The organism is Candidatus Palauibacter scopulicola (assembly GCF_947581915.1).
Taxonomy (GTDB): domain Bacteria; phylum Gemmatimonadota; class Gemmatimonadetes; order Palauibacterales; family Palauibacteraceae; genus Palauibacter; species Palauibacter scopulicola.
The window spans coordinates 10,762-33,861 of the sequence record NZ_CANPWG010000070.1 but is presented as its reverse complement, the minus strand read 5'-3'; the positions used below and the strand labels follow the sequence as shown (position 1 = coordinate 33,861).

At 68.9% G+C, this 23,100-nt stretch carries 17 protein-coding genes; 6 read left to right on the top strand and 11 right to left on the bottom strand.

Annotated features, from left to right (window positions below; all coding sequences use genetic code 11):
* The first annotated feature begins 9 nt into the window (after positions 1-9).
* Positions 10-258 (top strand): type II toxin-antitoxin system prevent-host-death family antitoxin, encoded by a 249-nt coding sequence (locus RN743_RS15250; protein WP_310781081.1) that lies wholly within the window; start codon positions 10-12, stop codon positions 256-258.
* 5 nt (positions 259-263) lie between these two features.
* Entirely contained in the window at positions 264-671 is a 408-nt protein-coding gene (locus tag RN743_RS15245; RefSeq protein WP_310781092.1) for a type II toxin-antitoxin system VapC family toxin, read from the top strand.
* 55 nt (positions 672-726) lie between these two features.
* On the opposite strand, the gene RN743_RS15240 is transcribed toward RN743_RS15245, so the two are convergent.
* The 3 genes from RN743_RS15240 to RN743_RS15230 are packed head-to-tail and all read right to left on the bottom strand — an operon-like array spanning position 727 to position 4,455.
* Positions 727-1,734, bottom strand: a complete 1,008-nt coding sequence (locus RN743_RS15240; protein ID WP_310781078.1) for an SDR family oxidoreductase — start codon at positions 1,732-1,734, stop codon at positions 727-729.
* A gap of 5 nt (positions 1,735-1,739) precedes the next feature.
* Entirely contained in the window at positions 1,740-2,993 is a 1,254-nt protein-coding gene (locus RN743_RS15235) for a hypothetical protein (RefSeq protein WP_310781076.1), read from the bottom strand.
* Positions 2,994-3,006: 13 nt separating this feature from the next.
* Positions 3,007-4,455: an amidohydrolase family protein gene (locus RN743_RS15230; protein ID WP_310781075.1), complete on the bottom strand. Its 1,449-nt coding sequence runs from the start codon at positions 4,453-4,455 to the stop codon at positions 3,007-3,009.
* 504 nt (positions 4,456-4,959) lie between these two features.
* On the opposite strand from RN743_RS15230, the gene RN743_RS15225 reads away from it, so the two are divergent.
* Complete coding sequence (locus RN743_RS15225) at positions 4,960-6,429, top strand: ATP-binding protein (protein ID WP_310781074.1); 1,470 nt, start codon at positions 4,960-4,962, stop codon at positions 6,427-6,429.
* A 219-nt stretch (positions 6,430-6,648) separates the two neighbouring features.
* Here the strand turns inward: RN743_RS15225 and RN743_RS15220 are convergent, their stop codons facing one another.
* The 5 genes from RN743_RS15220 to RN743_RS15200 form a co-directional block, all read right to left on the bottom strand.
* Entirely contained in the window at positions 6,649-6,882 is a 234-nt protein-coding gene (locus tag RN743_RS15220; protein WP_310781072.1) for a CopG family transcriptional regulator, read from the bottom strand.
* 11 nt (positions 6,883-6,893) lie between these two features.
* Positions 6,894-9,176: a multicopper oxidase family protein gene (locus RN743_RS15215; RefSeq protein ID WP_310781071.1), complete on the bottom strand. Its 2,283-nt coding sequence runs from the start codon at positions 9,174-9,176 to the stop codon at positions 6,894-6,896.
* Between the two features lie 40 nt (positions 9,177-9,216).
* Positions 9,217-9,633, bottom strand: coding sequence for a peptide-methionine (R)-S-oxide reductase MsrB (gene msrB / locus RN743_RS15210; RefSeq protein WP_310781070.1), 417 nt, complete (start codon positions 9,631-9,633; stop codon positions 9,217-9,219).
* Positions 9,634-9,657: 24 nt separating this feature from the next.
* A complete protein-coding gene (locus tag RN743_RS15205; RefSeq protein WP_310781068.1) occupies positions 9,658-11,199 on the bottom strand; it encodes a VCBS repeat-containing protein in 1,542 nt (513 codons plus the stop codon).
* 84 nt (positions 11,200-11,283) lie between these two features.
* Positions 11,284-12,198: a rhodanese-like domain-containing protein gene (locus tag RN743_RS15200; RefSeq protein WP_310781067.1), complete on the bottom strand. Its 915-nt coding sequence runs from the start codon at positions 12,196-12,198 to the stop codon at positions 11,284-11,286.
* A gap of 85 nt (positions 12,199-12,283) precedes the next feature.
* On the opposite strand from RN743_RS15200, the gene RN743_RS15195 reads away from it, so the two are divergent.
* Genes RN743_RS15195 through RN743_RS15185 form a run of 3 tightly spaced genes read left to right on the top strand, consistent with a single transcriptional unit; the run spans position 12,284 to position 15,779 of the window.
* On the top strand, positions 12,284-14,020 hold the full coding sequence (locus tag RN743_RS15195) for a glycosyltransferase (protein WP_310781065.1): 1,737 nt from the start codon (positions 12,284-12,286) through the stop codon (positions 14,018-14,020).
* Positions 14,017-14,967, top strand: a complete 951-nt coding sequence (locus RN743_RS15190) for a sulfotransferase domain-containing protein (RefSeq protein WP_310781064.1) — start codon at positions 14,017-14,019, stop codon at positions 14,965-14,967. The genes RN743_RS15195 and RN743_RS15190 overlap by 4 nt, the downstream gene beginning before the upstream one ends.
* Positions 14,964-15,779 carry a glycosyltransferase gene (locus RN743_RS15185; RefSeq protein ID WP_310781062.1) on the top strand — a complete coding sequence of 272 codons (816 nt, stop codon included), beginning with the start codon at positions 14,964-14,966 and terminating at the stop codon, positions 15,777-15,779. Before RN743_RS15190 ends, RN743_RS15185 begins: the two co-directional genes overlap by 4 nt.
* Here RN743_RS15185 and RN743_RS15180 read toward each other — a convergent pair.
* From RN743_RS15180 to RN743_RS15170, 3 genes are all read right to left on the bottom strand, one after another.
* Positions 15,776-16,633, bottom strand: a complete 858-nt coding sequence (locus tag RN743_RS15180; RefSeq protein WP_310781061.1) for a glycosyltransferase family 2 protein — start codon at positions 16,631-16,633, stop codon at positions 15,776-15,778. The two genes, RN743_RS15185 and RN743_RS15180, sit on opposite strands and share 4 nt — an antisense overlap.
* Before the next feature lie 29 nt (positions 16,634-16,662).
* Entirely contained in the window at positions 16,663-19,473 is a 2,811-nt protein-coding gene (locus RN743_RS15175) for a M14 family metallopeptidase (RefSeq protein ID WP_310781060.1), read from the bottom strand.
* Positions 19,474-19,664: 191 nt separating this feature from the next.
* A complete protein-coding gene (locus RN743_RS15170; protein WP_310781058.1) occupies positions 19,665-22,916 on the bottom strand; it encodes a hypothetical protein in 3,252 nt (1,083 codons plus the stop codon).
* Positions 22,917-23,100: the final 184 nt, after the last annotated feature.

The window sequence follows — 23,100 nt, the reverse complement described above, 5'->3', positions numbered from 1 at the left end:
AGGAGGAGCATGAACATGCCGGACATCGGCGCCTTTGAAGCCAAGACGCACCTGCCCCGCCTCCTGCGGCGCGTGCAGACGGGGGAGCGCTTCGTCATCACGAGGCACGGCCGTCCGGTTGCGGAGTTGATCCCCTTCCGTACGACCGACCCCGACAAGGTTCAGGCCGCGATCGACGACCTGAAGGCGTTCCAGGAGACGCACAGTCTCGGCGGGCTCTCCGTTCGGGACATGATCGAGGAGGGTCGCCGGCGTTGACGTTCGTGCTCGACTGTTCCGTCACGATGGCCTGGGTGTTCCCGGACGAGGCGACGGAGGAGACCGCTCGGCTCCGCGATGCGTTGAGGGAGAGACGGGCGTTCGTTCCGTCCCTGTGGCCGGTCGAGGTCGCGAACGTGCTGCTCGTCGCTACGCGCCGGGGGCGGATCGCCGAAACCGACTGGCCGCGGATCTGGGGAAACCTGGAAGCGCTGCCGCTCACGATCGATCCCGCTTCCACATCCCGCATCCGTGGACCAGTGCTCGAAGTCGCCCACGCGCACGGGCTCTCCGTCTACGATGCCATGTACCTGGAACTGGCCGTCCGGATGCGATTGCCGCTTGCCACGCTGGATCGGACGCTCGGGGACGCGGCACGAGCGGCGGGACTCGAGGTGCCGACCGTCTCGTAGCTGGACTCGGAAGGGGCTCCGGCGCGTTCCCGCGGGAACGTGGTCGGAAGATCCGCTACTCGTGGCGGGCGAGCCAGGCGCGGAGGCGGTCGGCCTCGTCACTGGCGGACGGGTCGAGTTCCGCCTGGTAGAGCCGGCTGCGGATGACGAAAACATCCATCTCGTCTGGCGACGCGTCCCGTTCGAGGGTTTCTCCCACCTTCTTCAGGAAGAACGTGCCCCAGTCGGGCTGGCGGCCGTCGATGTCGGTGAAGCCGTACTCTTTCGCCAGGGTCCAGCTCGAGAACAGTCCGCCCGCCTTGGACGCGACGTTCGGGTCGGCCGCGAGGGCGGCGATCGCGCGGCCGACGTAGCACGGCGTCTCGGACTCGGCGAAGTACTCGTCTTTCTCGACCGCGTCGCGCCAGTTCACCTCGGTGACGCCGAAGTGGTCGAGCACCGCCTCGGAGCGCAGGAAGCCGGGGGTGATCGCGAGCGCGGTGACGCCGTGCGGACGGAGGTCGGCGGCCATGGCGTAGGCGAGCCGGACGACCGCGTTCTTCGCCAGGTCGTAGATGAGGTTGCCGCGGTAGCCGAACGTGTCGCCGTCGGTGACTTCGACGATGAGGCCGGCGTTGCGCTCGACCATCAGCGGGGCGCCGTGCCGGCTCGTGATGATGTGGGTGTGGACGGCGCGCTCCAGCAGTTGCGCTCCCTGCGCGACGGAGAGTTCCCAGAAGGGCTTCCCCCACTCGGTCAGCGCGTCGCCGCCCCAGATGTCGTTCACGAGGACGTCGAGGCGGCCCGCCTCGTCGCGGACGCGGGCGAAGAGCCGCTCGACCTCGGGTTCGACCGTGTGGTCGGTGCGGACGGCGATCCCCCGGCCGCCCTCCGCCGTCACCATTTCCGCCGTCTCCTCCAGCGTCTCGGGGCGTCCCGGCGTGGCGGGATGGCCCCGGACGCTGCGGCCGGTGCAGTAGACGGTGGCGCCCGCCTCGCCGAGCATGCGGGCGATGCCGCGCCCGGCGCCGCGCGTCGCGCCGGCGACGACGGCCACCCGGTCTCTCAGCGGACGGTCCGGCATACGGCTCAGAAGCGCAGGCTGACGAGCGGGACGTTCCAGGCGGTGTGCCGCTGCCCGTTCCGCCGCGGGTCGACGACGGTCGTGGCGAACGGCAGCGGGAGGCCGACCTCGAGCCGCCCTCCGTCCGACCAGTTCAGAAGGGCCGGCGACAACGAACCGGACGCCGCGCCGGCCGCGCTCGACTCTCCCTCCGGAGCGCCGTCGTCCTCCGGGGTCAGCAGGACCCCCAGGCCCAGACCCGCGAGGCTCGCCGCGAGCGGAATCGCGAAGGCGCCGCTGTCGCTGTCCGGTTTCGTGATGAGCGCAATGCCGACCCCGCCGAAACCGCCGATCAGGCCCCCGAGGCTGATCATGTGCGCGCGACGGGAGGACAGGTCGAACCGGCTCCCGGCCAGCGCGCCGGCGATCAGGCCCGCGTTGCCCACGAGGAGCGTGCTCGCCCACATCGCGTCGTCGTCCAGGTCCAGCGTAACCGCTCCCCCGAGGCCGAACCACGTCCCCCAAAGGCTGCCCAGGTACGTCGCCGCGGCCGTGCCTTCCGAGGTGTCCCGCGCGAGCAGTGCGGCCGTGACGATGCCGGTCAGTCCGCCGGCCACCGCCGCGGTGACCGCGTCCTGCTCGTCCGGATCGCAATACTCGCAGTCCGGATCGGCGCCGAGATTCAGCGCGTGCGCCCAGCCCGCGCCCTGCCAGGTGCCCCACGTGCCGGCCCAACTGATCGTGCGCGATCGCCCCACCGAAAGGGAACGCGAGAACACGCGGCCGGCGAGGTAGCCCACGGGCCCGCCGAGCAGAAGTCCGACGCCGTGGGACTCCGAACTGGTCGCATCGGCCAGCATGGGTACGGCGACGCCCCCCAGCCACAGACCGTAGAGCGTGGACCAGACCCGGAACTCCGTATCGCCGCGCTGGTCCTGGAGGACGCCGCCCTGCCCCAGCCCCGCCGGTACAGCCCCCGCCGGCGCCCCCAACCCTCCCAGCCGAGCCCGGGCCAGCGCCGCACCCGGGGTGTCGGGGTAGCGGCGGACGATCTCCTCATACAGAGCCCGGGCAACCTCGAGTTCGCCGCGCTCCTCGAAGTCGCCTGCGGTCGCGACGAGCACCGCGGCGGAGTCCGCAGCGGTCACCTGCGCGGCGGCGGGCCGCGGGCCGCCGAGGACACCGGCCAGGAGAGCGATGATCGTCAGGCCCGAGAGGCGGACCGACACCTCTCCTCGCGAGGCCGCCAGTCGCGAGTTCGCCGCCAGTCGCGAGTTCACCGGGGACGGCCGGTCAGCGGATGCCGACGATGCCGCGGACGGACTCGATGAGTTTGGGCGCGTCCCAGCCCACGCCGCCCTTGAAGACGATGCGGGTCTCGCGGATGTGGCCGTCCGCCTCGGGGTCGCCCTCCAGCACGACCAGATCCGCGACCTTGCCGACCTCGATCGTTCCCGTCTCGTCGTCGATTCCCAGCACTCTGGCACCGTTCGCGGTCATGATCCGCACGACTTCGGCGGGCGTGAAGCCGGCCTCGAGCAGCAGTTCGTAGTTCTTCTGGTCGCCGTAGCCCGGAGGCGCCGCGCCGTACCCCGTCGGATCGACCCCGGCCGCGAGCGTGCCCCCGGCCTGCACGAAGGCGTATTCGTACTCGAGCGCCTTTTGGTAGACGTCGGGGTGGATGCCGATCCCGGAATCGAGGGTCGCGTTCCGCCGCAGGTCCGCGATTTCCCTCACTTCCGCGGCGATTTCCGGGGCTAGGATGTCGTAGACGCGCTCGTCGATCGGACCCCGGCCAGGCACGGAGATTTCGTACACGGCCAGCGTGGAGGTCATCGCGACGTCGTTCTCGATCATCATGCGGAACGTCTCCTGCACCTCCTCGGAATCCACATCGAGGTCGCCGTAGCCGTTCCGGAACCCCGACGGACAGTCGTCCGGCTCCTTGCCGGGGAAGTACTCGCTGTTCGCGAGCAGGCCATGCTCCAGGTTGTCGATCCCGAGCGCCACCGCCTCCCTGTATCCGACGGAGCAGAGGTGGGCCGTCACCTTCACGCCGTGCCGGTGCGCCTCGTCGATCGCCGCGCCGAGTTCCTCGCGGCTGATCCAGGTGTAGGCCTTGAACCAGGGCACGCCCTCCTCGGCCCAGTAGCGGACGAGACGTCGGGCCTGCTCCGGCCCCTCGAGCTGGGCCATGGACTGCGAACCCTCCTGCCCCGTGAGGTAGGGACCGGTCGTGAACATGTTCGGGCCGATGGTGCGCCCCTCGTCGATGGCCCGCTTGAGGTTGATCTCCTCGTACGGCGCGCGCGCCCCCGTCGTCCGGATCGTCGTCACGCCGGAGGCGAGATAGAGCCGCGACCCGGAGAAGGAGAGCTGCGCCGCGCGGCCGTTCCCGCCCGTGTAGTAGCTGTGGTTGTGAAGCCCGATGAGACCGGGGATGACGGTGTGCCCGGAGAGGTCGAGCACCTGCGCGTTCCGGATCCGGCCCGCCACCTCGTCAGCGGGGCCGACGTCGGCGATGCGGCCGTCCCGGATGACGATGGTCTGCCCCTCGCGCGCCGGGCCGCCGGTGCCGTCGATGACCTTCACGTTCGTGAGCGCCACGGTGGGCGCCTGCACCGCGATGAAGTCCTCCATCGCTTCCTGCGCTCGCGCAGCGGAGGGTACGCCGACCGCGAGGCACAGGATGGTCGCGACGAGCACGAGGAGCGGAGTGCGGCGGAGACGGGCGGCAGTCATCGAGGTGTCCTTTCGCGACGTGGCCGTGGATTACTCGTTGGCCGGATTCTGACGGCTCCAGCATCATGCTCCCCTTCCATACGGCGGGCAACAGCACCGCGTCCTGCCTGCCATGCCGCATCTGAGCCGGCCGGGATCGCTCGTCAGGGGTGTTGCCGCAGCCCGTGCAGGTGGCAGCAGTCCGCGGCACGGCAGGCCCCGCGGAGACGCCGTTCGGGGGGGGGCTGCATGGACGAGGAGGGGCGTACGGGGCTTCAATTCATGGTGGGTTTTAGTTGACCGGGAACCCGCCAGATTGGGACAAACCATCGTAACGCGTTGAAAAATAATGAGATATTTATTTGACGGTTGTTTCCATTTCGAGCGTGGTGGAGGCTATCGTGAGAGCGATGGTCTCGCCGACGCCCAAGCTCGTGCGGCGGCATCATCGAACACCGAACCCCTTGTGACGCTAGAATGGACATCGAACATGACGATGACTCGCTTCGCGAAAGGACGCACCCGGTGACGCCTCGCTCATCCTCGTACCTCGCGGACTTGGTGCGCCGGTGCTGCGCCCTTGCCCACGAGACGGAGTGGGTGGAATTCAAGCGGAACTACAGCCGTCCCGAAGCCGTCGGCGAGTACATCTCGGCTCTGGCCAACTCGGCGGCGCTTCACGGCGAACCATTCGGCTACGTGTTCTGGGGTGTGAGAAACAGCACCCACGATCTGGTGGGAACCGACTTCGTTCCCGGTTCAACGAAGAAGGGGAACGAGCTCATCGAGCCTTGGCTGGCACGGTCGCTGGAACCGCAGGTGGATTTCCGCTTCGAGGAAGTCGAGGTGGATGGAGCGCGGATTGTCCTGCTTCGGGTTCCCCGCGCGACGAGTCGCCCCGTAGCCTTCAAGCGCACCGAGTTCATTCGCCTCGGCAGCCCGACGCGGAGGCTGCGCGACCACCCGGCGAAAGAGACGGAGCTCTGGCGCCTCTTCCTGGATTCCGTCTTCGAGGACGGCGTTTCCGCGGAGCACCTTGATGGGCCGGATGTCCTCCAAGCGCTGGATTATCCGGCGTACTTTCAATTGCTTGAAGTCCCGCCGGCTGATGGGCGCGAAGCCATCCTCCAAGCGCTGACCCACGACCGGCTCATCAGGCCAAGCCAAGCCGGCGGCTACGATATCACCAACCTGGGCGCCATTCTGTTTGCCCGCCGACTCGCGGACTTCCCCGAACTCAAGCGGAAAGCCGTCCGCCTGATTCACTACCGCGGCTCCGGGCGCATGGACGTGGAGCGGGAGCAGGAAGGGGGCAAGGGGTACGCGACCGGTTTCGGGGGACTCGTAAGCCACATCCGCGCCTGGACGCCATCGAACGAGGAGTTGGGACCGGCGTTCCGCCGCGAGGTGCCGATGTTCCCGCCGATTGCGATCCGGGAACTCGTAGCTAACGCCCTCATCCACCAGGACTTCTCGATGACCGGCGCCGGGCCGATGATCGAGATCTTCGACCGCCGCCTCGAGATCAGCAATCCCGGTGAGCCGCTGATGGACACGAGTCGCCTCCTCGACACGCAGCCCCACTCCCGTAACGAGAGGCTCGCGTCGCTCATGCGCCGCCTGAACATCTGCGAGGAGCGAGGTTCCGGCATCGACAAGGTCGTTCACGCCGTGGAGAGCTACGCGCTGCCGGCCCCTGTGTTCGAGAGACCGCCAGGATTCACGCGTGCCATCCTGTTCGCTCACAAACCGCTGCGCGAGATGGACCGCCAGGAGCGGCTTCACGCGTGCTACATGCATGCATGCCTTCGTTACGTGACCCAGCAGCCCATGACGAACTCCTCCCTCCGGGCACGTTTCGGGATTGCCGACAGGAATGCCTCGATGGCATCCCGCATCCTCGCCGATGCGGTGAACAAGGGGCTAATCGCGGTGGCGGATCCCGAGACGGGTCCCCGGGCACGGCGGTATCTGCCGTTCTGGGCAGGGTCCTGAGCGAGACCCATCCTTCCACTCGACGGTCCCCATGCCCGTCGGGCTCGATCTTTTCAGGGATTTGCGGCAGGCTCCAAGAGACCGCCGTTTATTTGATCGGGAACCCGTCAGATCAGGCGCAAGCTTCGTAATTCGTTGGTATGTCAAGAGATATTTATTTGACGGTTGTTTCCGTCTCTGCAGATCAGGAGGAGCTTCCGCCCCGGCTCCGACCTGATTCTACCACTCTTCGGCGATCGAGCGGGCCTGCGCGCGACGGTGAGCAGGGTCGACTTCACCGGAACGGTCTGCGTAGACGGCGTTCAGGCTCGCAGTGATGTCCTCGCTGCAGTGCTTCGCCACATACTCGGCCACCGCCGTCGCGTAGAGTTCGCTTCGCGAGATACCCATCCGTTTCGCGAGCGAGTCGGCTGCGGCGAATAGATCGTCAGGCAGGTAAATCGCTGTCTTCATGCTATTTCCGGTCACGGCGGGGCGTCGGCGACGTTCATCGTCATCTTCATGCCGGCTTCGAGGTGTTCCGCGATGTGGCAGTGGATCATCCAGCGGCCGGGGTTCGACAGTTCCAGCAGGATGTCCGTCGTCGATGCGGCGGGCAACAGGACCGTGTCCTTCCACACCAGGTTCGGGTTCGGCACCCCGTTCTGCGACAAGACAAGGAAGCGCTGGCCGTGGATGTGCAGTGGGTGCTGCATGGCGTGAAAGGCGCCGCGGTCGTTGACGACGCGGATCTTCACCACATCCCCGACGGCGAAGTTCCACTCGATCTCCTCGTTCTCCCGCCCGGTGGCCGTCTCCCTCAGAACCCAGCGGATCTCGCGGCCGGTCGTGGCCCAGTTCATGCGGGGCATCGTCCCGGTCCATTCCACCGGGTTGAAGTAGACCCAGTCGTAGGCCATCGAGCGTTCGATGGGGAGCGGGAGATCCTCGGTCTCGAGCGTCATTACGAGTTCGTGATCGGGATCGTCGTCGAAGCGCGGCCGATAGCGGTCGATGTCCGCGATGACGTCCGCATGTTCGCGCAGGGTCTCGAAGGAGGGCCCGTGGTCGTGGGCCGCGGCCCGTGGCGCCACGGTGACGGTCCCCAGAGTCCGAAGTTCGGCCCGGAAGACGCCCTGCCGGTGGTTGATCCCCTGTACGTGGTTGACGAGCGCGTGCGTTCCCGGACGGTCGAAGCGCACGTCGACCACGTAGCGCTCCGCGGGAGCCAGGACCACGCTTCGGACCCGTTCCTCGCGCTCGAAGCGGCCCACGTCGGAGGCGATGACCTTCATCGGAAGACGATGGGGATCATCGACATCGGGGTTCGCGACGCGCTGGTCGGGATCGGGAAGTCCGCCGCGTTCCGTGTCCACGAAGGAGAGGTTGAAGGTGCGCGTGTTCGAGGCGTTCGTGAGGTGGAAGCGGACGACCTCGCCCCGGTCGACTTCCAGTTCGTAGCTCGGCTCCCCGTTCACCAAAGGACGGTTCCCGAACCGGCCCATGAGCACGTAGTTCGCCGATTCCTCCCCGAAGTCCACGAGTCCGTCGTCGTCGAGGAGGATGTCGTCGAGCATGAGGACTTCCTCGCGGTTCGCGGGCCCGTAGTAGTCCGGGTCGGCGGGGTCGACGAGGAGGTTCCCGTACAGGCCCAGTTCCTGCTGGACGTCCTCACGGTGGTGCGGGTGGTACCAGTAGATGCCCGCGTCCCGGAAGAAGATCCGGTACTGGAAGGACTCCCCGGGGGCGACGGGATCCTGGGTGAGGCCGGGGACGCCGTCGAACGCGTTTTCGAGCCGGATGCCGTGCCAGTGCACCGCCGTCGGATACGGGGTCCGGTTCGTGAAGTTCACGAAGATGGTGGACTGCTCGGGGACGCGGATGAGTGGCCCGGGGTGCTGGCCGTTGAAGGCGAGCATCGCGAGGCGGCGGCCTTCGATTTCGCGGCGGACGATGGTCGCCTCGAGGTCGAGCGTGCCGCCGTCGGGGAGGTCGACGACCCGGCGCGCGGCTGCCTCGGGGAGCGTCTCCCACGGGGGTACGTCGGCCGCGCTCTCGAGGCTCGCGGGGCGGGCGCGCGGTTCGAGGTCCATCACGCCGGGCAGCATGGCGATGCCGGGGTACGCGGGCGGTGCGTCCCAGCGACTCGGGGCCCGGTCGGCCACCCGCCGCGTCGCCGACGGCGCCAGGGCCAGGAGGTCGTGCGCCTCCATGAGCGCGGACGGCGAGCGCCCGCGCAGCACGAGCGGCCCCTCGCGCGTCGCGACGTCGGCCGACGCCTCCGCGCTGACCATCACGAGGAACTTGTTGAACGCGACGCGCCCCAGCGCGTGCTCGCCGTTCCCGACCGGCCCCAGCGGCACGACCGGAGCCAGTTCGAGCGGCGTCGCCCACGCCATGTAGACCGTGTACGGCCCCAGGCTGGAGGGCGGCGGGAGGCCCTCGATGTGCGCGGTCAACGCGCGGACATGGTGGCCGGACGGCGTCACCGTCACGCCGAACGGCGACGGCACCCGCCCGAGTTCAACGAATCCCTGCGCGTCGCCGCCCCGCGCGGTCGAGAAGAGACTGATGCAATGGAGGTCGGCGGCCACCCGGCCCGTCGGCGTGTCCGTGAGCGCGCCCGCCGCCCCGGCCGCGCGCGTCTCCGCGGCCCGCGCTTCACAGGCGCCGCTGGAGCCCGGAAGCTGGCCTGCCGCTCCGGTCGGGGTCGCCAACAGGGCGAGGACCCCGGCCACGACCCCGGCCCCCCGGATCAGCGCACGCACCTCGCCTCGCACGTCCTCGCGCACCGCCGGGATGCCCGGTTCAGTCCTCGTCAGCCTCGTCAGCCTCGTCAGGGATAAACCGGAGGGCCACGCCGTTGTTGCAGAAGCGCTTGCCCGTGGGCTCGGGCCCGTCGTTGAAGACGTGACCTTGGTGTCCGCCGCAGCGGGCGCAGTGGTATTCGGTCCGCGGCAGGATGAGCTTGAAGTCGCGTTTCGTCTCGAGGACGTCGGGAAGCGTCTCGAAGAAGCTCGGCCACCCCGTGCCGCTGTCGTACTTCATGTCGGTGGTGAACAGCGCCTCCCCGCACGCCGCGCACGCGAACGTCCCGGGACGCTGCTCATCGTTGAGCGGACTCGTCCCCGCGCGTTCGGTCGCTTCCTCGAACAGCACCTTGTAGGCCGGCTCGGGGAGCTTCTCCCGCCACTCCTGCTTCGCCTTCCGGTCTACCTTCCCCATCTTCCCATCTTCCCGTCTACCGGGTCATCCCCCGGGGTTCTCCAGGAGAAAGATCTTGTCGTCGGTCTCATCCACGCCGGTGAGATCGAGATCGCCATCCAGGTCGCGGTCGTGAATGACGACGCACGAGCCGTTCGTGCTCGCCGCGTACGAACGCGGGTTCACCAGCGTTCCGTCGCCCGCGTTCTCGTGCACCGTGAAGCTGTTGCCCTCGAAGTCGCTGGTGACCACGTCGAGGTCGCCGTCGCCGTCGATGTCGCCCACGTCGACCGCCAGCGGCGACTCGCCCGTCTCGTATTCGACGGGATCCGCGAAGCCGCCCGCGCCATCGCCGAGGAGGACGCCCACGTTGTTCCCTTCACGGTTCGCGGACATCACGTCGACGTTCCCGTCGCCGTTCACATCGCCCGCCACGATCATCCACGGCTTGCCGCCGGCGCGCACGCGCGTGCCCAGCTCCAGGTTGCCGCGCCCGTCCCCCAGGTAGGTGAGCACCTCGTCCGTGAAGTAGGCTCCGACGAGCAGGTCGGGCAGGCCGTCGTTGTTCACGTCCGCCGTCGCGCACGTCTTCTCGCCCTGCCCCGGCGAAGCGATCTCGGAGGCGCGCCGCAGATCGCCCGTCCCGTCGGCGTTGTTGAGCAGCATGGCCACGTTGCCGCGCGACTCCTCGGGTCCGACGGACATGTTCACGGCCGCCACGTCCGGCCACCCGTCCTGGTCGAAGTCGCCGATGCACACGCCGCGGACGTTCTGTCCGGACTCGATGTTGCTCCCCAGCTCGAACCAGCCTTCGCCGTCGGCGAGGAAGACGGACACGAGGTCGTTCCCCGCGTTCCCGACCACGAAGTCGGTGAGGCCGTCGCCGTTGAAGTCCGCCCCTTCGTTGGGGCTCGGCCAGCTTCCGCCCGGGATGTCGAGGACGCGGAACTCGTTGTAGTCCCCCTTGCCGTCGTTGAACATCACGCGGACGTCCGCGGAGACCTCGTTGGGGATCGCGATGTCGGGATAGCCGTCGCCGTTGAAGTCGCCGGCGTAGGCCCCGTAGGGCTGGACGTGCTTCTCCCCGTCGTCGAGGACCGTGCGCGCGCCGCGGTCGATCATGTCGAGCGAGCCCGCCTGAGGCCGGATCCAGAAGTTCCACGCGAAGCCCGTCTCCATGGCGCCGCCGGCCGCGAGCTTCTCTCCGGCGCGCAGCGACGCGGTGACCGATTCGCCGGCGTGGAAGGGCTCGCCGGGATCGAAGCGGATGCGCCGGCCATCGTCCGAGAGCTGCACGGAGCCCGTCATCACGCCGCTCCAGCGGCCGAACACGGACAGCGCCGCCGGATCGAAATCGCCGGGATCGAGCGGCTGCGCGAGCACGAGTTCGACCGGCGACTCCGGACCGGCTTCGATCGAGTGCGGGGCCGGCGAGACGAGAGACACGGCGGCGGACGAAGATCCGACGGCGGCGGCCGGGGGCGGGGCTTCCGTGGCGGCCGCCTCGCTGCGGTCCGTGCCGACCAGAACGAGCACCGCCGCCGCGGCGACGACGAGTGCACCGAGTACTCCGGAGAGGGTCTTCATCTCGCAACCTCCAACAGCTTCAAACCAACGGGGCCCGCCGCACGCGAACCCGGCCTGGTGCGACGCTGCACCAGCCTTCGCAAGCTACCGGCGTTCACGGCCGGTGACGAGCGGGAGGTCCTCCCGCCGGCCCCAGTCGTTCCACGAGGCGTCGTAGAACTTCGTGTCATAGCCGAGATATCTCGAAATCATGTAGGTGTAGCTCGCGCGCATGCCAATGAGGCAGTAGCTGACGACGACGCCGTCCTCCTTCGCCCCCGCCTCCTCGAAGCGCGCCTCCACCTCGGCGAGGTCGATCAGCGTGGGGATGTCGTCACCCGTGAGATCCTGCCAGTAGAGGTTGTAGGCGCCCGGAATGTGCCCGCCCCGCAGGAAGTCCCGACCGGGACGTTCTCCCGTGTACTCGTCCTCGGGCCGTGCGTCGATCAGCGTCACGTCCGGGTCGTCGAGACGGTCGTGGATCCACTCCGCCGTCACGATCATGTCTTCCCGGACGGCCGCCTCGAAGTCGCCGCGGGCGGGCGTCGCCGGCTCGGCGGCGACTTCGCCTCCCGCCGCCTTCCACGCCGCCAACCCTCCATCGAGCACCGAGGTGCGGTCGCCGTGACCCAGGTAATCCAGCGTCATGAAGACGCGGGCCGCGTGGAGGCCGGGGTCCCCGACCACGACCACGTGGCTGTCGTTGGAGACGCCCGCGGCGCGGAAGGCCTCGACGAGGTCCTCGACCGGCGCCAGTTCGGTGATGAGGTCGTTCCGCTCGACGGCGATGTCGTGGTACTCGAGGAAGCGCGCTCCCCGTACGTACTCCTCGAGGGGCGCCATGCGGCCCATCCCGACGTGCAGCACGACGACCTCAGGGTCGTCGCGGTGTTCCACGAGCCAGTCGCCGCTCACGAGGATGTCCGGATTCGCCTGCGCGGCGACGGCCTGAGCTGAAACCGCCAGCGCTGCCAGCCAAATCGTGAGGACCGCCGCCGGTCGCATGGGAACTCGTCGCATGGGGATATCTCCGAAACTCTGCATTGGTTGTCTCTTCCGTCGCATTCGACTCGCTTTCTGCTCGGAGTGAGCATATCTCAGCCGGATGGAGTTTCGAAACCGGGAAGGGAACGAGGCGTACGCGTTTTCCCTCCCGCGCCGGAATCGCGCGCCGGGGACGAGCGCCTTCGTGCGGGCGAAGGATGAGGCGTCGAAGATCGAGTACTGTCTGCGCTCGATCCTCCCCGTCTTCGACGAGATCCACGTGATCGACAACGGGAGCCGGGACGACACGGCCGAGATCGTGCGGCGCCTGCGCGAGTCCGCCACGGATGGAAGCAGGATTCGGCTTCACTCGTATCCCTTCCGCGTGGCGCGGTTCGGACCGGAGCACGACGAGACCCCGGCCGACTCGTTGCACTCTCTCGTCTACTTCACGAACTGGGCGCTGTCCCGCTGCACCCGGCGTTACGCCTGCAAATGGGACGCGGACATGGTGCTTGCCCGCGAGCGGCGGGACGCCGTCACCGACCTGCTGTCCGGGCTCGGACGCGGGTGGCCGGCCGCGTGGTCGCTTGCCGGACAGACGGTGTACCGGACGTCCGAGGGGTCCTTTCTGGCCCCTCGCGGGGAGGTGAACCGGGAGGTGCGGATCGCCCCCTGCGGTTACGCCGCCAGGTTCCACAAGCGAGAACACTGGGAGCAGCTCATCCGACCCCGCTGGCTGCGTACGCACCACTTCGCGCCCGTCTGCTTCCATGAGTTGAAGTTCCTGTACGAGGAGGAGTTCGATCACTGGTCGACGACGGAGTTTCCCTCGCCCCGCAAGCGACGCGAATGGGCGACGTTCCAGCGGCTGCGCGGCGGGGAAGCGGGCGACGCCGACATGGGCGCGGTCCATCGCCTGCCGGCGACCCTACTCGATGAGCAGGTCGATGCGGCGGGGCGACGCGAATCGGGCGGGGCGCGGTCAGGCAGATCCCCGCGCAGCCGGCATCCTGGCGACGAGCGTCCGGCCGACGAGCGTCTGGCTGACAGGCGTCCGGCGCACAGGCGCACCCTGTCGCGCTGGATGCCTCGTTTCCTGGGGATCGGCGCCACGCGCGCGGGCACGAGTTGGGTGGCGGCGCAGCTCTCGAGCCATCCGCAGATTCGGATGGACCGCAAGGAGATCCACTTCTTCGACCGCAAGCTCGGGGCGCCGGCCCCGAGCGGATCCGTGCGGGATCGAATCGATCGGCTCCGCTACCTTGCCCGCTTCGTCCGCGCCAGAGGAGGCGGCCGGGGGGACGCCAGGGGAGGCGGCCGGAGTGGCGGCCGGATCCGGGGCGAGATCACGCCTGCCTACGCGATTCTTGAGCCGGAGGTCATCCGCCGCGTTGCGGATTGGATGCCCGACGCAAGACTCATCTTCATGATGCGCGACCCGATCGAGCGCGCCTGGTCGCAGGCGCGGAACGGGTTTCCCAGGTGGCGCGGCAAGCCGTTGGAATCCGTGAGCCGCGAGGAACTCATCTCCTACTTCGACAGCGACCCGGTCCGGCGGCGCAGCGACTACCCGACCTGCCTTCGCGCGTGGCTCGCGCACTTTCCGCGCGAGCATTTCTTCTTCGGCTTCCTGGACGAGATCCGGGAGCGGCCCGAAGACCTGATGCGCGACCTCCTGGGATTCCTCGAGGCAGAGGTCGTGGTGGGGGACACGGCGGCGTTGAGGAAGCCGGTGAACGCGGCGGCTCCGGTCCCCATGCCGGACTGGGTGCGCGACCACCTCGAGCGGGAGTACGCGTTCGACGCGGACGAAGTCTCGGAACTCATCGGGCGGCAGGTCCCGTGGTCCCGGTGAACCTGCCGCCGCGGCTCGACCCGCCCCGGGTCCGGCGGCGCCCGATCCCGGCCTTCAAGCGATGGTTCGGTCGCGGCAAGCGGCGGATCGGCTACTACCGGCTGCGTGATGGATTTCGGAACCGGCTGCGGGAGCCCCGGTTCCTCCGGTCTCTGCGGCCCACGGATGTGTTTCTCGTGGGACACCCGAAGTCGGGGAACACCTGGCTCGCCTACATGCTGGCCGTGTTCCTGTCGGACGATCGAGAGCGCGACGTGAACCTGTACAACGTCGGCGACTACGTGCCGTTCGTGCACGGCCGCGACCACGAGATCGCCGCCTGGGACCACCTCCCGGACCCGAGAGTGTTCCGGAACGAGTATCCCCGCTATCCGCAACGCTATCCCGGCACCCTCCATCTCGTGCGCGACCCGCGGGCGGTCCTCGTCTCCTTCTGGCACATGTTCACGACGATGTTCGACGACCGTGACATGACGCTCTCACGGTTCGTGGATGGCTACCTTTCCGGCGGCGCCCCGTTCGACGCCTGGCACCGGCACCTCGTGCGATGGGACCGGCAGGTCGCGGCCGCGCTCCAACGCGCGGGGAACGGCGAGAGGGTCTGCATCGTGCGCTACGAGGATCTCGTCGCCCACCGCGAGGCGGCCCTCCGCCGCGTGGCGGATTTCATCGGAGCGTTTCCTGCGGGAGAAGTTCCCGCGCGAGACGTTCCCGCGGGAACGTCCGAGCGGCTTTCCCGGGCGGCGGCGCGCGGGTCGTTCGGCGCCATGCGGGACCTGGAGCGGCGCCACGGCGCGGAGGCCTACGCCGGGCGCGCCCGCGGCGAGGGGCGGTTCGTTCGCCGGGGACAGGCGGAGGGCTGGAAGGAGGAGATGGACCCCGCGGACGCGGCCCGGATCGAAGCCGCGTTCGGCCCCGTCATGGAGCGCGCGGGATACCCGCTGTGAAGGCGCGCGGCGGCCCCGGCATCGCGGTCATCGTCTCGACCTACGAGCGGCCCGACGCCCTCGACGCGGTCCTGCGAAGTCTCGCCGAACAGACGTACCGCGCCTTCGAGGTCGTCGTGGCGGACGACGGTTCCGGCCCGGACACGCGCGAACTCGTTGCGGGGCACGCGAAGACATCGGGCCTCGACCTGCGGCACGTCCGGCAGGAGGACCGCGGGTATCGACTGGCCGCGATCCGGAACCGCGCGGCCGCGGCGACCGGACAGCCGTACCTCATCTTTCTCGACGGCGACTGCCTCGTGCGGCCGGACTATGTCGAAAGACACGCGGGGCTCGCCGAGCCGGGGCATTTCGTCCATGGCAGCCGGGTGAGGCTCGACCCGGGGCTCTCGCGGACCGCGATCGAGCAGGGGCCCGGAATCGAGCGCCGGGGCGCCATCCGCTGGCTCGCCGAGTGGCTCCGTGGACGCGCGGACCGGTTTACGCCGCTGCTGCGCGTGCCGCTGGGACCTCTGCGCCGCATGACGCCGCGGCGATGGCACGGGGTCAAGGGATGCAATCTCGCCCTGTGGCGTTCGGATTTCCTGGCGGTGAACGGGTTCGACGAAGGCTTCGAGGGGTGGGGGTTCGAGGACAACGATCTCGTCGTCCGCCTCATCCGGAACGGGGTGCGACGAAAGGAGGGACGGTACGCCGTCCCGGTGCTGCACCTCTGGCACAAGTCGCGCCCCCCTGACCCCGCCAGCCGGGAACGCTTCGAACGTCGGCTCCGCTCCGACACGATCCGCGCCGAACGGGGAATCGACGGCTAGCAGCCCGTGGGAAAACCCCGCGGTCGCGGACCCTTCCGAATCCCGTGTTCCGTCCAGTCGCGCCCGCCGCGGGTTTCGGCGCGCAACCTTTCGTTCGTCGCCTGCGCTTCGGGATCGAGCCAGGGCCGGGCGTGCTCGACGTGCGCGCACACCGCCCGGTGCCGAGCCTGGATGGGGCGAATCCCGGCGTTGCGGAGACGCTCGCCGAGTTCGCGGTCCTCGACGGGATACGTCATGCGCTCGTCGAAGCCGTTCACGCGCAGGAGGTCTGTCTTCCAGGCCGATGCGTTGTGACCGTTCCACGTGGCGCGCGTAGTGGTCAGACGATCGAGCCACTCCGCGCGGAGCGGGGAGCGGATGAGCTTTCCCCGGTCCCGCCTCCGGCTCAGCGCTCCCATCTCATCGAGCCACGGCGGCTCGAACAGCGAACCGCCGAGCACATCGTCTCTCTCGATCCGGGACCCTGCCGCGCTTGAGAGGCGGACTCTCCCGCCCGAAACGAAGCACCCGGGCTCGGCGAGCCGGGCGTGGGCATCCACGAAGTCGTTCCGGGGGATGCAGTCGCCGTCGCTGAGGATGAGATAGTCCCCACGGGCCTCGACGATCGCGCGGTTCAGGATCCGGCACTTTCTGAAACCGTCGTCCTCCTGCCACACGTGGGAGATCGCGAGGCCGGTGGAGATCCGCAGATGCTCGATCCGGTCGCGTGTCTCCGGCCCCGAGCCGTCGTCAGCGACGACCACGTCGAACCCGGGGCACGTCTGTACCGAATAGCCCCAGAGCGTGCGTTCCAGTTCGTCCGGCGCATTGTACGTGCTCAGGATGACGGAAAGGGCCGGCGGCTCGCCGCTCATGCGGCCCCTTCCGTCGGGTCCAGCCGCGCTTACGGCCGTGCGGGCTCCGCCGTCGAGAGGGCGATCGCGTTGAACAGGAACTTGAAGGTGCCGTGCGGCTGCGCGCGCCGCGTGATGAGCGGGCCGAACAGGTACAGGTGCCCGTTGCCCACCTTCGCTTCCGCCATCGTCACGCCGCCCTGCAGGTGCTCCTGACCCCACGCCCAACCGCTGACGAGCGGCGTGTCAGTGTCGAACCAGGCGAGCGGCGTCACCCCGCTCGCCCCGTCGTTCCTGGCCGCCAGCGCCGAGGCGCCGAACACGGGGCTGTTGTTGAACGACACCCGGAGCGTCGACGGAACTCCCGTGGCGACGAGCCGCGAGTTGTCCACCGTGACCTCCAGAATCGACCCGGGCACGTAGTACTCCTCCCGGCCCAGCGGCTCGCCGTCCTTGATCAGGTGGTCCTCCAGCGGAAGCCCGAGCTCATTTCCGAGGGCCGTCGAGCCGCCGATGGTGACGATCGAACCGCCGTCCTCGAGGAACTCGATCAGCGCCGGCGTCGTCGCATCGGAGGTGACCCGGCCGAGCCGGTCACGGTACTCCTCGGGAATCGTCTCCGGAGCCGGCGCGCCGCCCCCGCCGAACTGGAACCGCGAGCCGATGGCGCCCTGCGGGAAGATGATGACGTCGTAGTCGTCGCTCAGCGCTCCCGCGTCGAGCCGCTGCGGGAAGACGAGTTCGAAATCCGCGTACTCGAACTGCTCGAGGACCCAGCGGATCCAGCCCGACGGCATGGAGCCCCCGTACGTGTCCCAGAGCGCGACGCGGGGCGCCCGCAGACGCAGTGCGTCCACGTCCGGATCGTTCGCCAGACCCCGGAAGTCGATCCCCAGTTCGGCCGCCAGCGACGCGACCGCGTCGGCCGTTCCGCGGCGGTTTTTCACGTAGAACGTGCCGACCGGGTGCATCCGCCCGCCCTCCCGCAGCGGGGCGGTGAGCCAATACACCTCGTGTCCCGAGGCCTGCAGCCGGTTGATGGCCGTGAAGGCGTCGTTCGCCTCGTGACCGAACAGGAAACCGTCCGCCCCGTCCGCGTCCGCGACCATTCCCGGCATGGGGCTCGCGTTCCACTCACTGATTTCCTCGAACGGCCCGTCGAAGCCCTCCAGGATGCGGTCGAACTCCACCCCCATCTGGATCGCCAGCGTCCACCCGGCGTTGTCGTACGGCGGCGTTGGAGATGCCCCGGGAAAGAGGAAGTCGTCCGGGTGGTCCTGCGGCTCGAACATGTCGAGGACGTGCGGCCGGAAGGCCTGCGCGGCCCGCACCACGTAGGAGCCCGCGGGATACTCCTTCCCTTCGACGCCGAAGTCGGATGTCGCCCGCTCCACGATCACGCCGCCCTCAAGGAGCGCGTTGACAAACTTCGTCGCGGTCGGGAAGTCGGCCTGGTCGGACGGGAGGATGTACCCCCGGGGATCGCGCAGATCGGGCTCGAGCAGCTTGTCGTATTCCGCGCGCGTGCCGAGGCTGCCGCCGAAGCCGCCGACGTTGCGCGCGAAGTCGGTCTCCGCCGCTCCGGCCCGCATCTCCTCGCGCAGCCACTCCACGCGCCTCGGAAGAATCGTCCAGCTGTCCTTGCTGCCGCGTTCGATCGAGTTCATCCCCATGCGCCAGATGCGGTACAGGAACGTCTCGCGGTAGCGGGAGGCGACGTCGAGCACCGCCTTGTTCGCGGTCACCGAATAGTCGACCGACTGGCGGAAGTGCCACGGCTGCGGCTCGATCGGGGCGGGCAGATTGTCGTTGGGCAGCACCCGCTCGAGAATCAGCGGGATTTCCATCGGGGTCGGGTGCCCGATCGTTTCCGTGAGGAGCCCGATCATGTTCTTGAAGTAGGGCGTCGTGCGCAGGCCTCCGTTCCACCACGTCGAGTAGTTCGCCCCGCGCCGCCGCGTCGCACCGGGCTTCCCCTCCTCCGTGAAGCGCGAGTGCATGGCGGACCCGACGAGATCGATCCCCGTGATGACCATCGGGTCGATGTTGTAGTTGAACGGATCGCGGAACGGGGGCGCGAACAGCACGGTCCCGGTGGGTCCCGTCTGGTGGTGGTTGTAGACGATCTGCGGATACCACGTCCGGTACATCTGCCGGTTCATGTTCTCGGATTCCGGCTGGAAGGACGTGTAGAAGTCCCGGTTGTTGTCGTGCCCCACATACTTCTGGTAGAGGACGGGAATCCCGCGCGTGGAGCGCTCCGTCTTCTCCGCGACCCGCGTGTACCAGTTCGAGACGAGGTCCATCCCGTCGGGGTTCGCGTGGACGAAGAGGATGATGACGTCGTCGAGGATCCGCATCGTCTCGTCGTCGGTCCCGCTCACGAACTGCCACAGCGTCTCCATGAGCTGCTGCGCGCCCAGGACCTCCGTGGCGTGGAGGCCGCCATCGATCCACACGATGGCCTTGCCGCGGCGGGCGAGTGCTCGCGCTTCCTCCTCGGTCACGCCCCTGGCGAGCGCGAGGCGGGCGGAGATCTCCCGGTATTCGTCGAGGTTCGCGTGGTTCTCGGGCGAGGTGACGATCGCCATGAGCTGGTCGCGGCCCTCGGCCGTCGTCCCGATCGACTGCAGCGTCATGCGCGGGGACTCGGCGGCCAGCGTCTCCCAGTAGCGGGAGAGGTCGCCGTAGTCCGGCAGTTCGTAGTCAGCGCCGATCTCATGCCCGAAGAAAGCCTCCGGGGACGTCAGCTCCTGCGCGAGGGCCGGTCGCGCGGCCAGCACGCCGAGGACGGTCGCGGCGGCGGGCAGAAGGCCGCAGGCCGAAGCCCGGGCCACCCGGTGGGGGGCGAAGAACGACATGTGCGGACTCTCCTTACGCAGATCGTGTGCGGAGTTTCGGCGCCCATTATGGCGACGGCGTGCCCGGGAAGACAAAGCACGTCGGCCTCGAAGCGCCGCCGCCCGCCGGCGCGCCCGATCTTCCGGGCTCGCGGCGGGCGGCTCGGACTGGAGCCGGGTCAACTCCCGACTCTTACGGTCCGTGAGCTTCGTCAGCGCATCGGCGGCACCGGGACCTGTACCGGATCGCCGAGGTCGGGGCCGACCCCGGCCGCCTGCACGGCCGAGAAGAGTGCCGGCATGCGGTCCTCGATGAGGGCGTTCAGACGGTCGATGGCGCCGGGCATCGCCTCCCAGCCGCGCTCAAGCTGGTAGAGCATGTCCGCCGTCGGCGCCGTGTGGTAGCCGGACAAGGAGCCGGACACGCCGGCCCCGCCGCGCGCCCGTCCCAGCTCCTCGCCGATCTCGTCCAGCTCCTCGCCGATGGCCTCGACTTCCGCCGTCAGCGACTCGGCCACGTCGTGGCCCTCGAGCTGCGCCTCGACGTCGGACAGGTGGCCGCGCAGCCGGGCCGCGGCCTGCAGCCCCTCGTTCGTCGGCTTCGCGAGCGCGTAGGCGCTCATGAGTGCCTCCTGTCGCGCCATGAGGTCGCCCTGGCTGATGTTCACGCGCGGGTCGAGCCGCACCGTGACCGCCGTCTCGAGCGTCTGTCCCGCCGCGTCCAGCCGGGCCGTGTACGTCCCCGGGAGGACCTTGGGCGCCGTGGCGCCGGCGCGGAAGAAGAACCCGCCCCCGCCCGGAGGCGCCGGTGGGGGCTCGTAACGCAGATCCCAGATCACCTCGTTGAGGCCGCGGTCGCCGCCGCCTTCGAGTTCGCGGATGACGGAGCCGTCGGAGTCGAGGATCGTGATCGTCGCGTTGCCCGCCATCGCGACCGCGGGCATCGCGGCGTCGCCGTTGGCCGAGGGACCGCTGGTGACGATCCGCTCGCCGCTGTCGCCGCCTTCCTCGTCGGCCGTCGGGGCATCCGGCAGGTCGCTGCCCAGCCAGTAGCGGATGCGGGCGCCCTGCGGCGGGTTGTCCGCCTCCCACACGCCCGGCGTCCAGCCCTGCGGCGTGTAAGGGTTGTAGGCGACCGCCGACTGCGTCGAGAAGAGGTGGACCTCAGAGGCGAGCACCTGCTGGCTCAGCTCCTCGAGCGGCGTGACGTCCTCCATGATCCAGATCCCGCGCCCGTGCGTGCCGATCACGAGGTCGTTCTCGCGCTCCTGGATCTGGATGTCGTCCACAGGCGCCGGCGGCATGTTCCGCAGCAGCGGGTGCCACGAGTTGCCCGCGTCGATCGAGAAGTAGGTCCCGATCTCGTTGCCGGCGAAGAGGAGGTTCGCGGCGCGAGGGTGCTGCTTGAGCGCGTTCAGCGACCACCCGTCCGGGATCCCGTCCCTGACGGCCCGCCACGACTCGCCGTAGTCGTTCGACACGTACAGATACGGGGCCATGTCGTTGTTGCGGTGGTTGTCCCCCGCCACCCACACGGTGCCGGGGTCGGCGTGCGAGGCGACGATCCGCGTCATGTAGAGCTGGTCGGGCACGCCCGGCATGTTCGGCCCCGTGTTCGTCCACGTCGCGCCGCCGTCCCGCGTGACCTGCAGGTTGCCGTCGTCCGTGCCGACGTAGACCACCATCGGATCGAGGGGCGATTCCTCGATCGAGATCATGTTGCCGAAGGTCGATGTCCCGTCGTTGGCCGACATCATCGGCTCGGAGCCGAGGACGCCCATGATCTCCAGCGTCGTCCGGTCGATGGCCTTCGTCAGGTCGGGGGAGATCTGCTCCCACGTCTGCCCGTAGTCCGTCGACTTGAACAGGACGTTCCCGCCGTAGTAGACCGTGTTCGGGTCGCTGGGCGACACCTCGACGGGCGTGTCCCAGTTCCAGCGGTAGTCGGGCGGATCCTCCTCGTCCTCACCGGGGCGTCCCAGCGGGCGCTTCCGCAGCCGTTCGCCCGTCTTGAGGTTCGTCCGCATCAGGTTCCCGTTCTGGGACTCCGCGAGCATCACCTCGCCGTTGGGGTGGAGGACGGTGAAGTAGCCGTCGCCGCTTCCCACGTTATACCAGTCGCGGGGCCGGATCCCCTGGTTGGACCAGGTGTCCGACGGACCGCACCAGGAGCCGTTGTCCTGGAGGCCGCCGCACACGTGGTACGGTTCGCGGTTGTCGACGCCGATCTCGTAGAACTGCGCGAGCGGCAGGTTCGTCAGCTGGCGCCAGTTGTCCGAGCGGTCCCAGCTGATCGAGACGCCGCCGTCCCCACCCAGGATCAGGTGGTCGGAGTTCGCCGGGTTGATCCACAGCGCGTGGTGGTCGGAGTGGACCTCGGAGGCCGCGTCCGGCGTGAAGTTGATTCCGCCGTCGGAGGAGCGGTACAGGTTCGCGCCGCCCAGGTAGAGCCGCTCCGGATCGTTCGGATCGATGCGGATCTGGCTGTAGTACATGGGACGGTTGTTCGTCGTGCTCGTCTGCACCCACGTCTCGCCGCGGTCGGTCGACTTGTAGGTGCCCGTCTTGCGGTCGGCGTCTTCCTGGGCACCGAAGCCCTGTCCCGGGGCGCGCGCGTCGGCTTCGACGATCGCCCAGACGAGGTTCCCGTCCCGGCGGTAGATGTCGAGCCCGATGCGGCCCACGTCACCCTCCGGCAGGCCGCCGGCGAGCTTCGTCCAGTTGTCGCCGCCGTCCATCGTCCGGTAGATGCCGCCGCCCGGCCCGCCTCCGTTGAAGCCCCACAGCGTCCGCTGCCGCTGGTACATGGCGGCGAACAGGGTCATCGGATCGCCCGGATCCATGGCGAGGTCGATCGCGCCCGTGTGCTCGTCGACGTAGAGGACGAGTTCCCACGTCTCGCCCCCGTCCATCGTCCGGTACACGCCGCGCTCCGGGTTCGCGCCCCACAGGCGGCCCATCGCCGCCACGTAGGCCACGTCCGGATCCCGCGGGTGGACCTGGATGCGGGAGATGTGGTGCGTCGCCTCGAGTCCGAGGTGGGTCCACGTGCGGCCGGCGTCCGTCGACCGGAACACGCCCATCCCCCACGGGGAGGACTGGCGGTTCTGCGGCTCTCCCGACCCGACCCACACGACGTTGGGGTTCGACGGGGCGAGGGTGATGTCCCCGACGGACAGCATCGGCTGATCGTCGAACAGGGACTCGAACGTCGTCCCGCCGTTGATCGTCTTCCACACGCCGCCTGTCGCGACGCCGACGTAGAAGGTGGACGGATCGGATTCGTCGACCGCGAGGTCGGCGACCCGGCCGCCCATGATCGTGGGTCCGATTTCGCGCCATTCGAGCGCCTGGACGGCCGCCTGCAGATCGGCGTCCTGGGCCAGCGCGGGAAGAGGGGCTGCGGCGAGGGCAAGCACCGCGAGGAGAGACAGAGACACCGGGAGCCCTGAGCGCGTACGCATCTCGCTTACCTCGTTTCGGCAGGGGTTCCGCGGGAGGGAGCGGGCCCGGGTAAGGAACCGGTACCGGCCACCCCACCCGACCACATAGCCCGTATAGAATAGATGAACCCATCAAAATCTGAAACAGGGTCCCGCGAATCCGGCTCCCGGGCCCTGCCCTCCGCCTTGTCTTCGCCTCCCGCCG